Origin of the sequence: Lysobacter sp. Root983 (genome assembly GCF_001429345.1) — a bacterium.
In the GTDB taxonomy this organism is placed as follows: domain Bacteria; phylum Pseudomonadota; class Gammaproteobacteria; order Xanthomonadales; family Xanthomonadaceae; genus Lysobacter.
Genome location: NZ_LMJO01000012.1, coordinates 813,831 through 828,302 on the forward strand (window position 1 = coordinate 813,831; position 14,472 = coordinate 828,302).

Annotated in this window: 14 protein-coding genes and 1 pseudogene; 10 read left to right on the plus strand and 5 right to left on the minus strand. The window is 69.6% G+C overall.

Annotated features, from left to right (window positions below; genetic code table 11):
• Window positions 1–80: 80 nt before the first annotated feature.
• From ASE43_RS11030 to ASE43_RS11075, 10 genes and pseudogenes are all read left to right on the plus strand, one after another.
• Window positions 81–521 (plus strand): annotated as a pseudogene (locus ASE43_RS11030) (GspH/FimT family pseudopilin); the annotation flags it as partial.
• On the plus strand, window positions 518–976 hold the full coding sequence (locus ASE43_RS11035) for a prepilin-type N-terminal cleavage/methylation domain-containing protein (RefSeq protein WP_057160477.1): 459 nt from the start codon (window positions 518–520) through the stop codon (window positions 974–976). The pseudogene ASE43_RS11030 and the gene ASE43_RS11035, both read left to right, overlap by 4 nt.
• On the plus strand, window positions 973–1,629 hold the full coding sequence (locus tag ASE43_RS11040; RefSeq protein ID WP_057160478.1) for a prepilin-type N-terminal cleavage/methylation domain-containing protein: 657 nt from the start codon (window positions 973–975) through the stop codon (window positions 1,627–1,629). The genes ASE43_RS11035 and ASE43_RS11040 overlap by 4 nt, the downstream gene beginning before the upstream one ends.
• The gene (locus ASE43_RS11045) at window positions 1,626–2,540 is read left to right on the plus strand and encodes a type II secretion system protein GspK (protein WP_056179067.1); all 915 of its coding nucleotides are present in this window, start codon (window positions 1,626–1,628) and stop codon (window positions 2,538–2,540) included. Before ASE43_RS11040 ends, ASE43_RS11045 begins: the two co-directional genes overlap by 4 nt.
• A 71-nt stretch (window positions 2,541–2,611) precedes the next feature.
• Complete coding sequence (locus ASE43_RS11050) at window positions 2,612–3,748, plus strand: PilN domain-containing protein (protein ID WP_057160479.1); 1,137 nt, start codon at window positions 2,612–2,614, stop codon at window positions 3,746–3,748.
• Window positions 3,738–4,406, plus strand: coding sequence for a type II secretion system protein GspM (gene gspM, locus ASE43_RS11055; protein ID WP_235568699.1), 669 nt, complete (start codon window positions 3,738–3,740; stop codon window positions 4,404–4,406). Before ASE43_RS11050 ends, gspM begins: the two co-directional genes overlap by 11 nt.
• Window positions 4,396–5,220 carry a hypothetical protein gene (locus tag ASE43_RS11060; RefSeq protein ID WP_056179074.1) on the plus strand — a complete coding sequence of 275 codons (825 nt, stop codon included), beginning with the start codon at window positions 4,396–4,398 and terminating at the stop codon, window positions 5,218–5,220. Before gspM ends, ASE43_RS11060 begins: the two co-directional genes overlap by 11 nt.
• Window positions 5,221–5,230: 10 nt before the next feature.
• Complete coding sequence (gene gspD, locus ASE43_RS11065) at window positions 5,231–7,444, plus strand: type II secretion system secretin GspD (RefSeq protein WP_057160481.1); 2,214 nt, start codon at window positions 5,231–5,233, stop codon at window positions 7,442–7,444.
• A 52-nt stretch (window positions 7,445–7,496) separates the two neighbouring features.
• Entirely contained in the window at window positions 7,497–8,330 is an 834-nt protein-coding gene (locus ASE43_RS11070; RefSeq protein ID WP_057160482.1) for a glycosyltransferase family 2 protein, read from the plus strand.
• 37 nt (window positions 8,331–8,367) lie between these two features.
• Window positions 8,368–9,207: a glycosyltransferase family 2 protein gene (locus tag ASE43_RS11075; RefSeq protein WP_057160662.1), complete on the plus strand. Its 840-nt coding sequence runs from the start codon at window positions 8,368–8,370 to the stop codon at window positions 9,205–9,207.
• A gap of 150 nt (window positions 9,208–9,357) precedes the next feature.
• Here ASE43_RS11075 and ASE43_RS11080 read toward each other — a convergent pair whose 3' ends face one another.
• From ASE43_RS11080 to lpxO, 5 genes are all read right to left on the minus strand, one after another.
• Entirely contained in the window at window positions 9,358–10,302 is a 945-nt protein-coding gene (locus ASE43_RS11080) for an MBL fold metallo-hydrolase (RefSeq protein ID WP_056179086.1), read from the minus strand.
• 90 nt (window positions 10,303–10,392) lie between these two features.
• A complete protein-coding gene (pyrF, locus tag ASE43_RS11085; protein ID WP_057160483.1) occupies window positions 10,393–11,208 on the minus strand; it encodes an orotidine-5'-phosphate decarboxylase in 816 nt (271 codons plus the stop codon).
• 12 nt (window positions 11,209–11,220) lie between these two features.
• Window positions 11,221–11,616, minus strand: coding sequence for a hypothetical protein (locus ASE43_RS11090; protein ID WP_056179090.1), 396 nt, complete (start codon window positions 11,614–11,616; stop codon window positions 11,221–11,223).
• Window positions 11,613–13,274: an energy-dependent translational throttle protein EttA gene (gene ettA, locus ASE43_RS11095; protein ID WP_056179093.1), complete on the minus strand. Its 1,662-nt coding sequence runs from the start codon at window positions 13,272–13,274 to the stop codon at window positions 11,613–11,615. The genes ASE43_RS11090 and ettA overlap by 4 nt, the downstream gene beginning before the upstream one ends.
• Window positions 13,275–13,514: 240 nt before the next feature.
• Window positions 13,515–14,417 (minus strand): lipid A hydroxylase LpxO, encoded by a 903-nt coding sequence (lpxO, locus tag ASE43_RS11100; protein ID WP_056179953.1) that lies wholly within the window; start codon window positions 14,415–14,417, stop codon window positions 13,515–13,517.
• Between the last annotated feature and the right edge of the window lie 55 nt (window positions 14,418–14,472).

The following is a 14,472-nucleotide window of genomic DNA, read 5'->3' on the forward strand; positions in this document are numbered from 1 at the left end:
GGCAACGCCCTTGCGCTCCCGTAAGGGGCCACCGGGGCTATGCCGCGGCGCGGGCGGCTGTCGCCTCGCCTCGCCTCGTACGCGGTTTCACGTTATTGGAAATGCTGTTGGTGATCGCGCTGATCGCGGCGATCGGTTTGCTGGCCGCGTTCGCGTTCACCGGCGGCATCGCCGGCATGCAGCTGCGCAGCAACGCCAAGGAACTCGCCGCGCAACTGCGTTACACCCGCACCCAGGCGATCGCCACCGGCCGCAAGCAGACCTTCACCATCGATCCGGGCGCGCATACCTGGAGCGGCGCGAACGGGCGCGCGGGCGAGATTCCGAAGTCCTTGAAACTGTCCTTCGTCGGCGCGCGTCAGACCCAGCCCGCCGAAGGCCAGGGCGCGATCGTGTTCTTCAACGACGGCGCCTCCACCGGCGGGCGCATCCAGCTCAGCGCCAAGCGCGCGGGCTGGAACATCGATGTCGCCTGGCTCACCGGCGAAGTGCGGCTCAAACGCGTGGAGGCGCGCCGATGAGCGCGTCGCCGCGTCGGTCCGGCTGGCGCGCGCCGCGCGCGGCCCGTGGTTACACCCTGATCGAAGTCATCATCGCGTTCGCGCTGCTGGCGCTGGCGATGACCCTGCTGCTGGGCACGCTGTCGGGCTCGGCGCGGCAGGTGCGCTGGGCCGGCGACGCCGGGCGCGCGAGCTTGTACGCGCAGTCGCTGCTGGACCAGGTCGGTGTGGCCGAGCCGCTCACGCCGGGCCAGCAAAGCGGCGATTTCGAGGAAGGCCGCTACCGCTGGACCCTGGGCGTGGCGCCGTGGCGCGACCGCGCCGTGGCCGCGGTCGCGCAACCGCTCGATGTGAACGGTCCGCAGTTGTTCGAAATCACCCTGGCGGTGGAGTGGGGCGACGGTGGGCCCGCGCAGCGCTTCCAGTTGCGCAGCCTGCGCAGCGCCTTGCCGGGCACCGAAGCGGTGCTGCCATGATGCGCGCGCGTCGCGCCGCCGCCGGCTTCACCCTGATCGAGATCCTGCTCGCGACCGTGCTGTTGGCCGCGGGCGTGGCCCTGGCTTTCGCGACGCTGTCGGCCGCCACCCAGACCGCGACGCGCGGCGAGGCCATGGCCCAGCGCAACGAGCGCCAGCGCGCGGTCGAAGGCTTCCTGCGCAAGCGTCTGATCGCGACCCGGCCGGTCGCGTTCGGCTTCGACCAGGCCAGCGCCCTGCCGCAGCGCTTCATCGGCGAGCCCGACCGCCTGCGTTTCGTCGCCGACCTGCCGGACTACCTCGGCCGCGGCGGTCCCTACCTGCACGATTTCGCGATCGAATCCGACGGCGACCAGGCGCGCATCATGCTGTCGCTGTCGATGGTGCTGGCCGGCCAGACCATCGAGGAGGAACAGGAGCGTCCGCCGGAACTTTTGGTCGAAGGCCTGAAGTCGGCGCGCTTCCGCTACCGCGCCCTGGACGAGACCGGCAAGCTCGGCGACTGGCAGGAGCGTTGGCAGGCGGTGGAGCAATTGCCGCTGATGGTCGAAGTCACCCTGACCGATATCGACGGCCGCGACTGGCCGCCGCTGGTGGTATCGCTGCCGCTGGCCGCCAGCGTCGCGCGCGGCGTCGTGCCGGGGACGATATGAGCGCGCCCGGCATCCGCGCCCACCGTCACGCTCGCGGCGCCGCGCTGCTGCTGGTGCTGTGGCTGATCGCGATGCTGACCGCCTTGATCGGCGCGTTCGCGCTGTCGGCACGGGTCGAGAATCTGCAGGGCCGCGTCCTGATGCGCGGTTTGGTCGCGCAAAACGCAGCGCGTGCAGGCATGGAATTTGCGCTGACCCGGGTCGGCCAGACCGATCCGCGTCTGCAATGGCGGCCGGACGGCACGGCCTATCGCTGGTCGTATGGCGGCGCCGAAGTGGAAGTGAAGCTGATCGACGAGAACGGCAAGGTCGATCTCAATCAGGCCGATCCGGCCCTGCTGACCGCGCTGATCCAGGGCGTCGGCGGCATCGAACAACAGGCCGACGCGGCGCGTCTGGCCTCCGCGATCGCCGACTGGCGCGATCCCGATCCGCTGACCCAGATCGCCGGCGGCGCCGAGGATCCGGACTACGCCTCCGCGGGCCTGCCCTACGGCGCCAAGGACGCGGAGTTCGAAAGTGTGGCCGAGGTCGAGCAGATCCTGGGCTTTACGCCCGCGCTGTATGCCAAGCTCGAGCCTTACCTGACCGTCTACAGTGGCCGCGCCCAGCCCGATCCCGCGTTCGCTGCGGCACCGGTGCTGGATGCGATGGGGCTGAACGGTGCCGATGTGGTGGCCCAGCGTGGCCGCCGTAACCCCGATGGCACACCGATGCCGGGTGGGGGGGCGCCCGGGCAATTGCCCGGTCTCGTCGGCGAAGGCAGTGGCACCTATAGTATCGACAGCCGCGCGCGGCTCTCCGATGGCCGCGAGTCGGTGTTGCGAGTAGTCGTGCGCGCGGGAGGCGGTGCCGTGCCAGGCATGGCCTATACACCGTTGCGTTGGGAGGAGGGAGCTTCGCCACGATGAATTCGCAAGTGGAAAGCCGGCCGGGAAGCTGGCAGACGGACAATCCGTTACGACGTCTGGGCAGCCGCGTGATGCCGGGCGCGGGCGGCTTCCTGTCGTGGTGGGGGCGCAATCTCGCGGCCTGGCTACCGCTGCGCGCGCGCCAGGCCCTGGGCATGGACCGCGGCCGCTTGCTGCTGCAGGTGCAGGGCGATGCCGTGTCGCTGCGGCTGCAACGCGGCGCCGAACTGCGCGAACTGGGCGTGCTGCCCGGGCTGGCGGGCTACGCCGACCCCGCCGCCGCCGAACTGGCCGCGCTTGCCGGACCGAACGCGGTGGTCGCCCACACCAGCGATCCGCTGGCGCCGCTGCTGCCGTCCGGTCTGGCGGATCTGCCGCGCTGGCTGCTGCTGCCGGCCGCGAGCAGCCTGCGCCGTCGCCTGGCCTTGCCGGCCGCCGCGGCCGAGCGCCTGCGCGACGTGGTCGGTTTCGAGATCGACCGCCAAACCCCCTTCACCGCCGACGCGGTCGCGTTCGACGCGCGCGTGCTCGCGCGCCGCGATGCCGACGGCCAGCTCGACGCCGAACTGGTGGCGGTGCCGCGCCAGGCCCTGACCACGCAACTGGCGGCGATCGGTCCGCTCGCCGACAGCCTGGCCGGTGTCGACGTCGCCGGCGCCGACGGCATGCCGCTGGCCGTGAACCTGTTGCCGCCCGCGCAGCGCCGCAGCCACAGCGATCCGTTCCGGCTGTGGAACCTGGCCCTGGCCGCGGTCGCGCTGGTCGCGATCGCCGCGACCATGTGGCAGCTGCTGGCCAACCGCCGCAGCGCCGCCGACGCCCTGGAGCAGACCATCGCCAGCCACGCCGTCGCCGCGCGCAACGCCGCCGCGCAGCGCCAGGAACTGATCGGACTGATCGAAGGCCAGGCCTTCCTCGATCGCACCCGCGCCGAGCGTCCGAGCACGATCGAACTGATCGACGAACTCAGCAAGCGCCTGCCCGACAGCACCTACCTGGAAAAACTCGCGATCGAGGACAACAGCCTGTTGCTGATCGGCCTCAGCCGCGAAGCCTCTTCCTTGATCGCGCGCCTGCAGGGCACCCAGCTGTGGCGCTCGCCGGCCTTGACCGGCGCGGTCCAGCCCGACCCCACCAGCGGCCGCGACCGTTTCACCCTGACCGCCGAGATCGGTCCGCCGCGAGCGGAGGCCGCCCGTGGCCAATGAGTTGAAGATCGGCGGCATCGAACGCGACCGCTGGGCGGCGCTGGGCCTGCTGTTGGCCGCGCTCGCGCTGGCCTACGCGGTGCTGGTGCACCCGTGGTGGACAGTGCCGATGCTGGAAGCCAACGAACGCCTGGAAGACCTGAAGGAGCGCGAGCTGCGCCAGCGCATGCAGTTGCAGCAGGCGCCGCAGGTGCAGCAGCGTTTGCAGCAAGTGCGCCAGCAACAGGCCGGGCTGCCGGGCTTCCTGCCCGAGGCCTCGGCCGAACTGGCCAGCGCGTCCCTGGTGCAGCGCCTGGAGAACGTAGTCGCCCAGGCCAGCCCGGGCAACCGCAGCTGCCGCATCGACAACCGCTCGCCGCTGGCCGACAACAGTCGCCGCGACAAATACGCGCGCGTGGTCGTGCAGGTGCGCCTGCGTTGCGGCACCGGCGAGACCGCGGCCGTGCTGCATTCGCTGGAGACCGGTTCGCCGCGTTTGTTCGTGGGCAATCTCAATTTGCTGTCGGCGCGCGGCTATTTCGTGCCCGGCACCGGCCGGCCCTCGTCCGACGGCGGCATCGACGTGAGCTTCGACCTCTACGGCTATCTGCGCCCCGGCCCCGCGGCCGCGACGCCCGCGCCCAAGGCCAACATTCCGGGGGCCGCCGATGCGTCTTGACGCCGCCAGCCCCCGTACCTGGTTGCTGGCCACGGTGGCCGGCTGGGCCGTGCTGGCCTGGCTGCTGGCCCTGGCCGGCATGGGGCGCCAGACCCGGCTGTTGGACGACGATGCCAGCCTGGTTCAGGCGCTGCCGCAGTCGCGCGCGCCGGCCAAGCCGCGTATCGGTCCGCTCACCCAGTACGGCGAAATCGCCGCGCGTCCGCTGTTGATGGACGATCGCCGGCCGCGCGCGTTCTTCGTCCAGGGCAAGGGCGACGAGACCGCGCAGGCCAACACCTTCGACTACGTGCTGACCAGCGTGCTGATCACGCCGGATTTGAAGATGGCGATCCTGCAGCCGGCCGACGGCAGCGAGTCGGTGCGGGTCAAGTTGGGCGAAGTGCCGGAATCGCATCCGGCCTGGCGCCTGAGCGCGCTGGATCCGCGCAAGGCCGTGTTCGAAGGCCCCGAAGGCCGGCGCGAGATGGACCTGCGCGTGTACGACGGCCAGGGCGGTCAACCGCCGACCGCGGTCGCCGTGCCGGTGCCGCCGCCTAACCAGGCCGGGCCTGGTACGCGCGCGCCGCCGCCGCCGCCGCAACCGCAGCCGCAGCCGCAGCCAGTCGCACGCAGCACCGCCGGGCCGATGCCTTCGACCAACCCGCCTGGACAGGTCGCACCCGTTACCAACAGCAACACCGTCGTCAGCCCTGCCGGTAGCGAACCGATGACCGAGCAGGCGCAGATGGAAGCCATCCGCAAAAGGATAGAGGCGCGTCGCGCCCAATTGCGGCAACAGCAAGCCCAGCAACCCCCGGCCAAGACGCCGTGAGAGTGAACGCATGAAGCTACGTCACAACCCAACCGCGTCCCGCGCCCTCGTCGGTGTCACCATCGCCAGCCTGTTGGCGGCCTGCGCCAGCGGACCGGTTCCCAACGTCAGGCGCGATGCCGATCCAGCAACGCTCTCCGGCAAGGCCGGTACCGCCGGTACTTCGTCCAGCGAGGGCGTTACCTCGCAGCCGCTGAAGGAAGAAGAGCGCGGCCCGCGCCCGCAGATCCGGCGCGGCACCGGCCAGGTCATCAATCGCAGCGCGGCGGCGGAAGCGCCTCCGGGCATCGGCGCCACCAGCGGTTCGGCCACCTTCAACTTCGAAGGCGAGTCGCTGCATGCGGTGGTCAAGGCCATCCTCGGCGACATGCTGGGCCAGAACTACGTGATCGCGCCGGGCGTGCAGGGCACGGTGACCCTGTCCACGCCCAAGCCGGTCAGCCCGGCGGCGGCGATGAACCTGCTGGAAATGGTGCTGGGCTGGAACAACGCGCGCCTGGTCTACAGCGGCGGCCGCTACAACGTGGTGCCCGCCGATCAGGCCCTGGCCGGCAACGTCGCGCCCAGCACCAATCCGGCCTCGACCGCGCGCGGCTTCGAAGTGCGCACGGTGCCGTTGCGTTACATCTCGGCCACCGAGATGGAGAAGATCCTCAAGCCTTACGCGCGTCCGAACGCGATCATCAACGTCGACGGCGCGCGCAACGTGATCAGCGTCGGCGGCAGCCGCGCCGAGCTCGAGAACTACCTGCACACCATCGAGATCTTCGACGTCGACTGGCTGTCGGGCATGTCGGTGGGCGTGTTCCCGCTGCAATCGGGCAAGGCGACCAAGGTGGTGGCCGATCTGGAGAAGGTGTTCGGCGAGCAGAGCAAGTCGCCGGTCGCGGGCATGTTCCGCTTCATGCCGCTGGAAGGCGCCAACGCGGTGCTGGTGATCAGCACCCAGGCCGACTACCTCGACGACATCCAGCAGTGGCTGGAACGCATCGACGGCGCCGGCGGCGAGATGCAGCTGTACACCTACGAACTCAAGTACATCAAGGCCAAGGAACTCGCCCAGCGTCTGTCGGAAGTGTTCGGCGGCGGCCGCAGCGGCGGCGGCGATTCGGGCGGCGGTTCGCCCTCGCTGATGCCGGGCCTGGACCCGGTCGAACTGCAGGACGGCGCCAACGGTTCCACCGCCAACATCGGCGGCAAGGACGGCGGCACCGGCGGTACCGGTGGCGGCAGCGGCGGCGGCGAGATGTCGCTGGGCTCGCGCCAGAGCGGCAACGGCGCGGTCACCCTGGAAATCGACGGCGCGCGTGTGGGCGTGGCCGCGGTCGAGGAAACCAATTCGCTGCTGGTGCGCAGCAGCCCCGGCGCCTGGCGTTCGATCCGCGACGTGATCGACAAGCTCGACGTGATGCCGATGCAGGTGCACATCGAGGCCCAGGTCGCGACCGTGCAGCTCAAGGGCGATCTGTCCTACGGCGTGAACTGGTTCTTCGAAAAAGCGGTCACCGACAACGGCCTGCCCGATGCGGTCGGCCGCACGACCTGGAGCACCCTGGCCGGCAGCATCAAGCCGGTGGTCGACGGTACCGGCGGCCTGGGCTGGACCTTCCTCGGCCGCAACGCCGCGGCCGTGATCAGCGCGCTCGACGCGGTCACCGACGTGCAGTTGCTGCAGTCGCCGTCGGTGCTGGTGCGCAACAACGCCGAGGCCACGCTCAACGTCGGCAGCCGTATCCCGATCTCCTCGGTCACGGTCAATCCGGGTTCCAGCAACGACAACACCTATAGCCAGGTGCAGTACCTGGACACCGGCATCATCCTCAAGGTGCGTCCGCGCGTGAGCAAGGATGGCATGGTGTTCCTGGACATCGTCCAGGAAGTCAGCAGCCCGACCGGCAATCCCGATCGCAACGGCAACGTCCGCATCGACACCCGCAAGCTCAAGACCGAGGCCGCGATCCAGAGCGGCGACACGGTGTTGATGGCGGGTTTGATCAGCGATCAGCTCGGTCGCGGCTCCTCGGGCTTCCCGGGGCTGAGCCGGATTCCCGTGATCGGCGGTCTGTTCGGGCGCCAGTCCTCGGTCAACGAGCGCCTGGAAACCATCATCCTGCTGACTCCGACCATCGTCCGTAACCCGCAGGAAGTGCGCAATCTCACCGACGAGTACGGCCGTCGCTTCCGGGCCATGGAGCCGCTGCAGCCCAAGCGCCGCAAGCCCTGAGCCGGTCGATCCAGCCTTGACGGATCCGCGAGCAATCGCGGATCGTCTGCGCATGCTCGAGCTGCCCATCGTCGTGGTCCCGGTCGGCGTCGACGACGACGCGCTGGACGCCTGCCTGGCCGCGCTGGACGCGTGCACGCCGCCGGGCACCCGGGTCTGGCTGGCCGACGACGCCCAGGCCGGTCCGCGCGGCTATGCCATCGTCGAACGCTGGATGGCGCGCACCCCGCTCAAGGCCGACTACACCCGCCGCCAGCGCCCGATCGGCGAGGCCGCCCACCTGGGCGAGGCGCTCGCGGTCTGCGGCGATGCCGACGTGGCGGTGCTGGCGCCGGACGCGATCCCCGCGCCGGGCTGGCTCAGCCGGCTCGCCGCCTGCCTGAGCACCGACGGCGCGATCGCCACCGCCACCCCCTGGAGCAACGCCGGCGAGGCCGCGTCCTGGCCGCGCATCGGCGAGATCGAGGCGGTGCCCGCCGACCTGGAACGGCTGTCGCGCGCGGCCGCCGGCATGCCGGCCCTGTATCCAGAACTGCCGGCCGCGATCGGCCACGCCGTGCTGCTGCGCGGCAGCGCGCGCAAGCGCGCAGGCGGCATCGACGGCGCCAGCTACGGCTCCTGGTACGCCGCGCTCACCGATCTGTCGCTGCGCCTGTCCGGCCTGGGCTGGCGCAACGCGCTGTGCGAGACCGCCTTCGTCGCCCGGCGCGGCGAGGGCGGGCCCTGCGACGGCGACATGGACCACCTGGCGGTGCGCTGGCCGGACTGGCACGCGCGTCTGGCGGGATTCTTGATGAGCGACCCGCTACGCGGTTCGCGCGAACGACTGGCCGCGCTGCTCGACGGCGTCGGCCCACCGGATCCGCAACGTGACTTCTTCACCTGATACCCCTGCGCGCGTCGCGGCGGCGCCCGACGACGGCATCGCCGCGATCGTGGTCAGCTACCAGAGCGCGGCGACCATCGACGACTGCCTCAGCCGCCTGCGCGCCGCGCAAGGCGTGAGCGCGATCCGCGTGGTCGACAACCACTCCAGCGACGGCACCTTGGAGATCGTCCAGCGCCACGCGGCCGGCGACGCGCGCGTGCGTTTCATCGACAATCCCGACAATCCCGGCTTCGGCGTGGGCTGTAACCAGGGCGTGGCCGATCTCGGCGCCGCGCCGACGGGCTGGCTGGCGTTCGTGAATCCGGATTGCCTGCTCGAAGCCGACGCGCTCGCGCGCCTGCGCGCGCTGGCCGCGCCGTTGGGCGAGGCGCTGCTGGGCGCCGATCTGGTCGACGACGACGGCGTGCGCGACGGCGCGGCGCGGCGCAACGATCCCGACTTCGCCGGCATGCTGGCCGGCGCGCTGCGGCGCGCGCCCAGCGCTGCGCTCAACCTCGCGCCCGACGACAGCCAGGCCTTGCAACGCGTGCAGGCGGTGTCCGGCGCCCTGATGCTGATGCCGCGCGCATTGTTCGAGCGCATCGGCGGTTTCGATCCGGGCTATCGCCTGCACGCCGAAGACCTGGACCTGTGCCGGCGCGCGCGCGAGGCCGGCGCCACCGTCGCGGTGGCCAACGGCGTGCGCGTGCTGCACGTGCGCGGCGTGTCCAGCCGCTCACGGCCGCTGTTCGTGGAGTGGCACAAGCACCGCGGGCTGTGGCGTTACTTCCGCAAGTTCGAATACGAGCGTCGCGGCTTCGCGACCCGGGTGGGCGTGTTCGCGGCGATCTGGCTGCGATTCCCCATCGCGGCCGTGCGTGCTTGGCTGCGCTGATACGGCCAAGCCAAAGCAAATCCCCCTAGCCCCCCTTTTTCAAAGGGGGGGATCAAAAGCGGGGCCAAGTTGTTGCCGGCCCGTTCTTTGAAGAGCTGTTGCTGTTCCCCCCTTTGAAAAAGGGGGGCTAGGGGGGATTTGCTCCTGCCCTCAAATCTCCATCAAATCCCGCCCCACGATCAGCTCGCCGCTGAAGTGCGGCGCCACCGCTTCGCGCCACACCGCATCGGTCAACGAGGCGTCGCCGCCCGGCACGAAGTGATTCAGCACCAGGGTTTTGACGCCGGCCTCGCTGGCCAGGCGCCCGACCTGTTCGGTGGTGGTGTGGCTGTCGAGCAGATGCTGACGCAGGCGCGCGGCCTGCGCTTCGCTGGCGATCAGGCGCTCCAGCGCCGGCAGGTACATCACCTCGTGCACCAGCACGTCGGCGCCGCGCGCCAGTTCGACCAGCGCCGGCGAGGGCCGGGTGTCGCCCGAGAACACGATGGAACGGTCGGGGCCGTCGAAGCGATAGGCGAACGCGGGCGCGACCGGCGGATGCTCGACCAGCGCCGCGGTCACCTTCACCCGCTGGTCGCGCATCACCACGCCGCCGCGGGTGAGCTCGTGGGCGCGGATCATCGGCGCCAGCGGCGCGCGGCCTTCGTCTTCGATGCGGGTACGGATGTCGGCCTGGTTCATGGCCAGGAACTGCCGGGTCATGCGCTTGAGCGGCGGCGGCCCCCAGGTGTCGACCGGATGGCGCAGGTCCGCGGCCCAGGCCAGCCACAGCAGATTGCCGTAGTCGGCGTTGTGATCGGAGTGGTGATGGGTGACGAAGACGTCGGCGATCGCGCCCAGCGACAGGCCGGCCAGGGCCAGCTGCCGCGCAACGCCGTTGCCGCAGTCGACCACGTAGACCGCGTCGTCGATCACCACCGCGCTGGCCGGCGCCGCGCGCAAGGCCTTGGGCGTGGGGCCGCCGGCGGTGCCGAGCAGGATCAGGCGCGTGCGCTTGCGCGCGATCGCGCTGGCGAGCGCGGGCAGGGCCGGACAGGCGCCGGCAGCGAGCCCGAACGGAGCGGCGGCGAGCAGGCGACGGCGGTGGCGATCCATGGGGAGCAGTAACTAAATGAAGAGTAATTAGTGACTAGTAAGAGTCATGGTGCCTCTACTGGTTCCTCGTTACTAGCTACTCGTTACTGCTCACCTGAAGGCATTGATCTGGTCGCGCAGGGTGCGCGCCGCGGTCGCGGCGGCCTCGGCATAGTCATCACCCGCGGACGCGTACAGGATCGCGCGCGAGGAGCTCACCATCAGGCCGGTGCCATCGGCGGTCTTGGCATTGCTCACCACCGCCTCGACGTCGCCGCCCTGGGCGCCCACGCCAGGCACCAGGAAGGGTACGTCGCCGACGATCGCGCGCACTTCGCGCAACTGCGCCGGCCAGGTCGCGCCGACCACCAGCGCGCAATTGCCGTGCGCGTTCCATTCGTGCGCGACCTTATGGGCGACGTGCTGGTACAGCGGACGGCCGTCGACCATGAGGTCCTGCAGGTCGCCCGCGCCCGGATTGGAGGTGCGGCAGAGCACGACCACGCCGCGGTCGGCGCGATCCAGGAACGGCTGCACCGAATCGCGGCCGAGGTAGGGATTGGCGGTGACCGCATCGGCCGCATAGCGATCGAAGGCCTCGCTCGCGTAGTGCTGGGCGGTACTGCCGATATCGCCGCGCTTGCTGTCCAGGATCACCGGGATGCCGGGATGCGCGGTGTGGATGTGGGCGATCAGGCGCGTCAGCGCATCCTCGGCGCCGAGCGCGGCGAAATGCGCGATCTGCGGCTTGAACGCGCAGGCGTACTGCGCGGTGGCATCGACGATGTCGCGGCAGAACCCGAACACCGCGTCCGGATCGGCGGCCAAGCGCGCTGGAAACTTGGCCGGTTCGGGATCGAGGCCGACGCAGACCAGCGAGTCGGCCTGGGTCCAGCGTTGCTTCAAGTCGGCGATGAATCGGCTCATGGCGAGTCCTGCTTATCCGTTAGGAGGAGAGGCCTGATCGGCCTCTCCGTAACTCGGCGGCTTCGGTCGCGGCATCAGGCGGATGACGATGGGCGCGCTATCGCCGTTTCCCAGCGCCTTGTGCGTGGTCGCGTGCCGGCCTATGCCGAAATCGGGGTGTGTGGCGATCAGTTCGATGGGGAAGTCGCAGGTGCAGTCCGTGCGCTGCAGTCCGAAGCGACCTTGCGCATCGGTCCACAACACCGGGTCGTACGTATCGGCACGATCCGACACGAACAGATACACCGGAACTCGCGCCATCGGCGTACCGGTGGGGCCGACGACCTGGCCGGACAACTTCAAACTGCCGTCGCAGCCTGCCGAGACCAGGCAGGCTGCGAGCAGGAGACCGGCCAGGCCTCGCGTCACTTAAGCGCCTTGAAGCGCAAGCGATGCGGCTTGGCGCCTTCCTCGCCCATGCGACGCTTCTTGTCTTCCTCGTACTCGCGGTAGTTGCCCTGGAAGAACTCGACGTGCGAGTCGCCCTCGAAGGCCAGGATGTGGGTCGCGATGCGATCCAGGAACCAGCGATCGTGCGAGATCACGAAGGTGTTGCCCGGGAATTCGAGCAGGGCGTCTTCGAGCGCGCGCAGGGTTTCGATGTCGAGGTCGTTGGACGGTTCGTCCAGCAGCAGCACGTTGCCGCCCTGCAGCAGGGTCTTGGCCATGTGCAGACGGCCGCGTTCGCCGCCCGACAGCGAGCCGACCATCTTCTGCTGGTCCTGGCCCTTAAAGTTGAAGCGGCCGATGTAGGCGCGCGACTGGATCTCGATGCCGTTGATGTTGAGGATGTCGAGGCCGCCGGAGACTTCCTGGAACACGTTGTGGTTGCCGGTCAGGGCCTCGCGGCTCTGGTCGACATAGGCCAGCTTGACGGTCGGGCCGGTCTCGATGGTGCCCGAGTCCGGCAGTTCCTTGCCGATGATCATCTTGAACAGCGTCGACTTGCCGGCGCCGTTGGGGCCGATGATGCCGACGATCGCGCCCGGCGGCACGCTGAAGCTCAGGTCCTCGATCAGCAGGCGGTCGCCGAACTTCTTGTTGACGTTCTTGAACTCGATGACCTTGTTGCCCAGGCGCTCGCCCGGCGGAATGAAGATCTCGTTGGTTTCCTGGCGCTTCTGGTAATCGACCGACTGCAGCTCATCGATGCGCGCCAGGCGCGCCTTACCCTTGCTGCGGCCGCCCTTGGCGTTGCTGCGGGCCCACTCGAGTTCCTTCTGGATCGCCTTCTGGCGCGACTTTTCCTGGTTCTCTTCCTGCTTCAGGCGCTCGTCCTTCTGCACCAGCCAGTCGGTGTAGTTGCCCTTCCACGGAATGCCGCGGCCGCGGTCGAGTTCCAGGATCCACTCGGCGGCGTTGTCGAGGAAGTAGCGATCGTGGGTGACGGCCACCACGGTGCCGGTGTAGCGGGCCAGGAACTGCTCCAGCCATTCGACCGATTCGGCGTCGAGGTGGTTGGTGGGTTCGTCGAGCAGCAGCATGTCGGGCTTCTGCAGCAGCAACTGGCACAGCGCGACGCGGCGCTTCTCGCCGCCGGACAGGTTGCCGACCACGGCTTCCCACGGGGGCAGGCGCAGCGCGTCGGCGGCGACTTCGAGCTGGTTTTCGAGGGTGTGCGCGTCGCCCGCGGCCAGGATCGACTCCAGGCGCTGCTGCTCGGCGGCGAGCTTGTCGAAGTCCGCGCCTTCCTCGGCGTAGGCGGCGTAGACCGCGTCCAGCGCGGCTTGGGCGTTGATGATCTCGCCCAGGCCGACTTCCACCGCCTGGCGCACGGTGTGGGCCGGATCCAGCTGCGGCTCCTGGGCCAGATAGCCGACCTTGATGCCGTTGGCCGGACGCGCTTCGCCGGTGAAGTCCTGGTCGACGCCGGCCATGATCTTCAGCACCGTCGACTTGCCGGCGCCGTTCAGACCGAGCAGGCCGATCTTGGCGCCCGGGAAGAACGACAGCGAGATGTCCTTGATGATCTGGCGCTTCGGCGGCACGGTCTTGCTGACGCCGTTCATGGTGTAGATGTATTGCATGCGGACTCCGAAGCATGGGCGCGCCGAGCCGGGCCGGGGATGGCCGGAGGGGCGAGGCGGGAAGCGGTAATTATCCCGCAGGCGCGGGCGGGGTTCCAGCGCGGGGCGGGGCGGTGGGGGATCCGATGGGGCGGCAGGCCCCGTCGGAGGCAGGCGGAGCGGGCGCCGAGGGGCCTGGCTTGCGCCGGGAGGCCGGTTTGCGTGGTCGCGGCTTACACCGCTCCTATCCCAAGACGGGGGTTAGAGCCAGATCACGAAGCCGATCGCCGCCAGCACCAGGGCGTATTTGAGGGCGTAGTACAGGGGCTTGTTGCGCTCGCGCAGGCCCTTGGCCTTCAGGCGCAGGGCGTAGAAGTACTTGAACAGGCGGTTGATGCCGCCGGTCTTGTCGCCTTCCATGTTCGGCGAGGCGCCCGCCGCGATGAAATGCTTGGCCACGAAGCGGTTGAGGCCGCGCGCCCAGGCGAAGCGCATCGGCCGCTCGATATCGCAGAACAGGATGATGCGATTGGCCTGCGAGCCGTTCTGGGCCCAGTGGATGTAGGTCTCGTCGAACATGGTCCACTCGCCGTCGCGCCAGCTGTAGCGCTGGCCGTCGACGTCGATGAAGCAGGCGTCGTCGTTGGGCGTGTCCAGGCCCAGGTGCAGGCGCAGCGAGCCCGCGAAGGGGTCGCGGTGCGGGCGCAGCTCGCCGCCCGGGGGCAGCTCGGCGAACATCGCGGCCTTGACCGCCGGGATCTGGCGCAGCAGCTCGGTGGTGCGCGGGCACAGCTCGGCGGCCGAGGGGTGGGCCTCGTCGTACCACTTCAGGTAGAAGCGCTTCCAGCCGCGGCGGAAGAACGAGTTGAAGCCGACGTCGTTGTAGCCGTCGGCGGCCTTGATGTGCTGCAGCTCGCGCAGGTGCAGGGCTTCCTCGCGGATTTCGCGCCAGCGCGCGCGCAGCGGCTCGAGTTCGGGAAAATGCCGGTCCGGCTCGATGTAGGGGCTGGTCGGCACCCGCGAGCAGGCGTACATCAGCACGTTGATCGGGGCCATGAAGGTCGAATGGTCCAGCAGCTGCCGCCCCAGACGGTGGCGTACCTTGCCGCGCAGGTGCACGTACACGGCGCTGGCCAGGAACAGGAAGACGAAGACCCATTTCACGGTCGGGACATCCAACAAAGCGGTGGGGTGGGGGTGCGGGAGCGGTTTCGGGCGC

Bases quoted from the DNA above. Each gene is read 5' to 3' on its own strand.
- ASE43_RS11035 (WP_057160477.1), top strand. From the start codon at position 518: ATGAGCGCGTCGCCGCGTCGGTCCGGCTGGCGCGCGCCGCGCGCGGCC.
- ASE43_RS11070 (WP_057160482.1), top strand. From the start codon at position 7,497: ATGCTCGAGCTGCCCATCGTCGTGGTCCCGGTCGGCGTCGACGACGAC.
- pyrF (WP_057160483.1), bottom strand. From the start codon at position 11,208: ATGAGCCGATTCATCGCCGACTTGAAGCAACGCTGGACCCAGGCCGAC.
- ASE43_RS11040 (WP_057160478.1), top strand. From the start codon at position 973: ATGATGCGCGCGCGTCGCGCCGCCGCCGGCTTCACCCTGATCGAGATC.
- gspD (WP_057160481.1), top strand. From the start codon at position 5,231: ATGAAGCTACGTCACAACCCAACCGCGTCCCGCGCCCTCGTCGGTGTC.
- ASE43_RS11050 (WP_057160479.1), top strand. From the start codon at position 2,612: ATGCCGGGCGCGGGCGGCTTCCTGTCGTGGTGGGGGCGCAATCTCGCG.
- ASE43_RS11080 (WP_056179086.1), bottom strand. From the start codon at position 10,302: ATGGATCGCCACCGCCGTCGCCTGCTCGCCGCCGCTCCGTTCGGGCTC.
- ettA (WP_056179093.1), bottom strand. From the start codon at position 13,274: ATGCAATACATCTACACCATGAACGGCGTCAGCAAGACCGTGCCGCCG.
- ASE43_RS11045 (WP_056179067.1), top strand. From the start codon at position 1,626: ATGAGCGCGCCCGGCATCCGCGCCCACCGTCACGCTCGCGGCGCCGCG.
- ASE43_RS11060 (WP_056179074.1), top strand. From the start codon at position 4,396: ATGCGTCTTGACGCCGCCAGCCCCCGTACCTGGTTGCTGGCCACGGTG.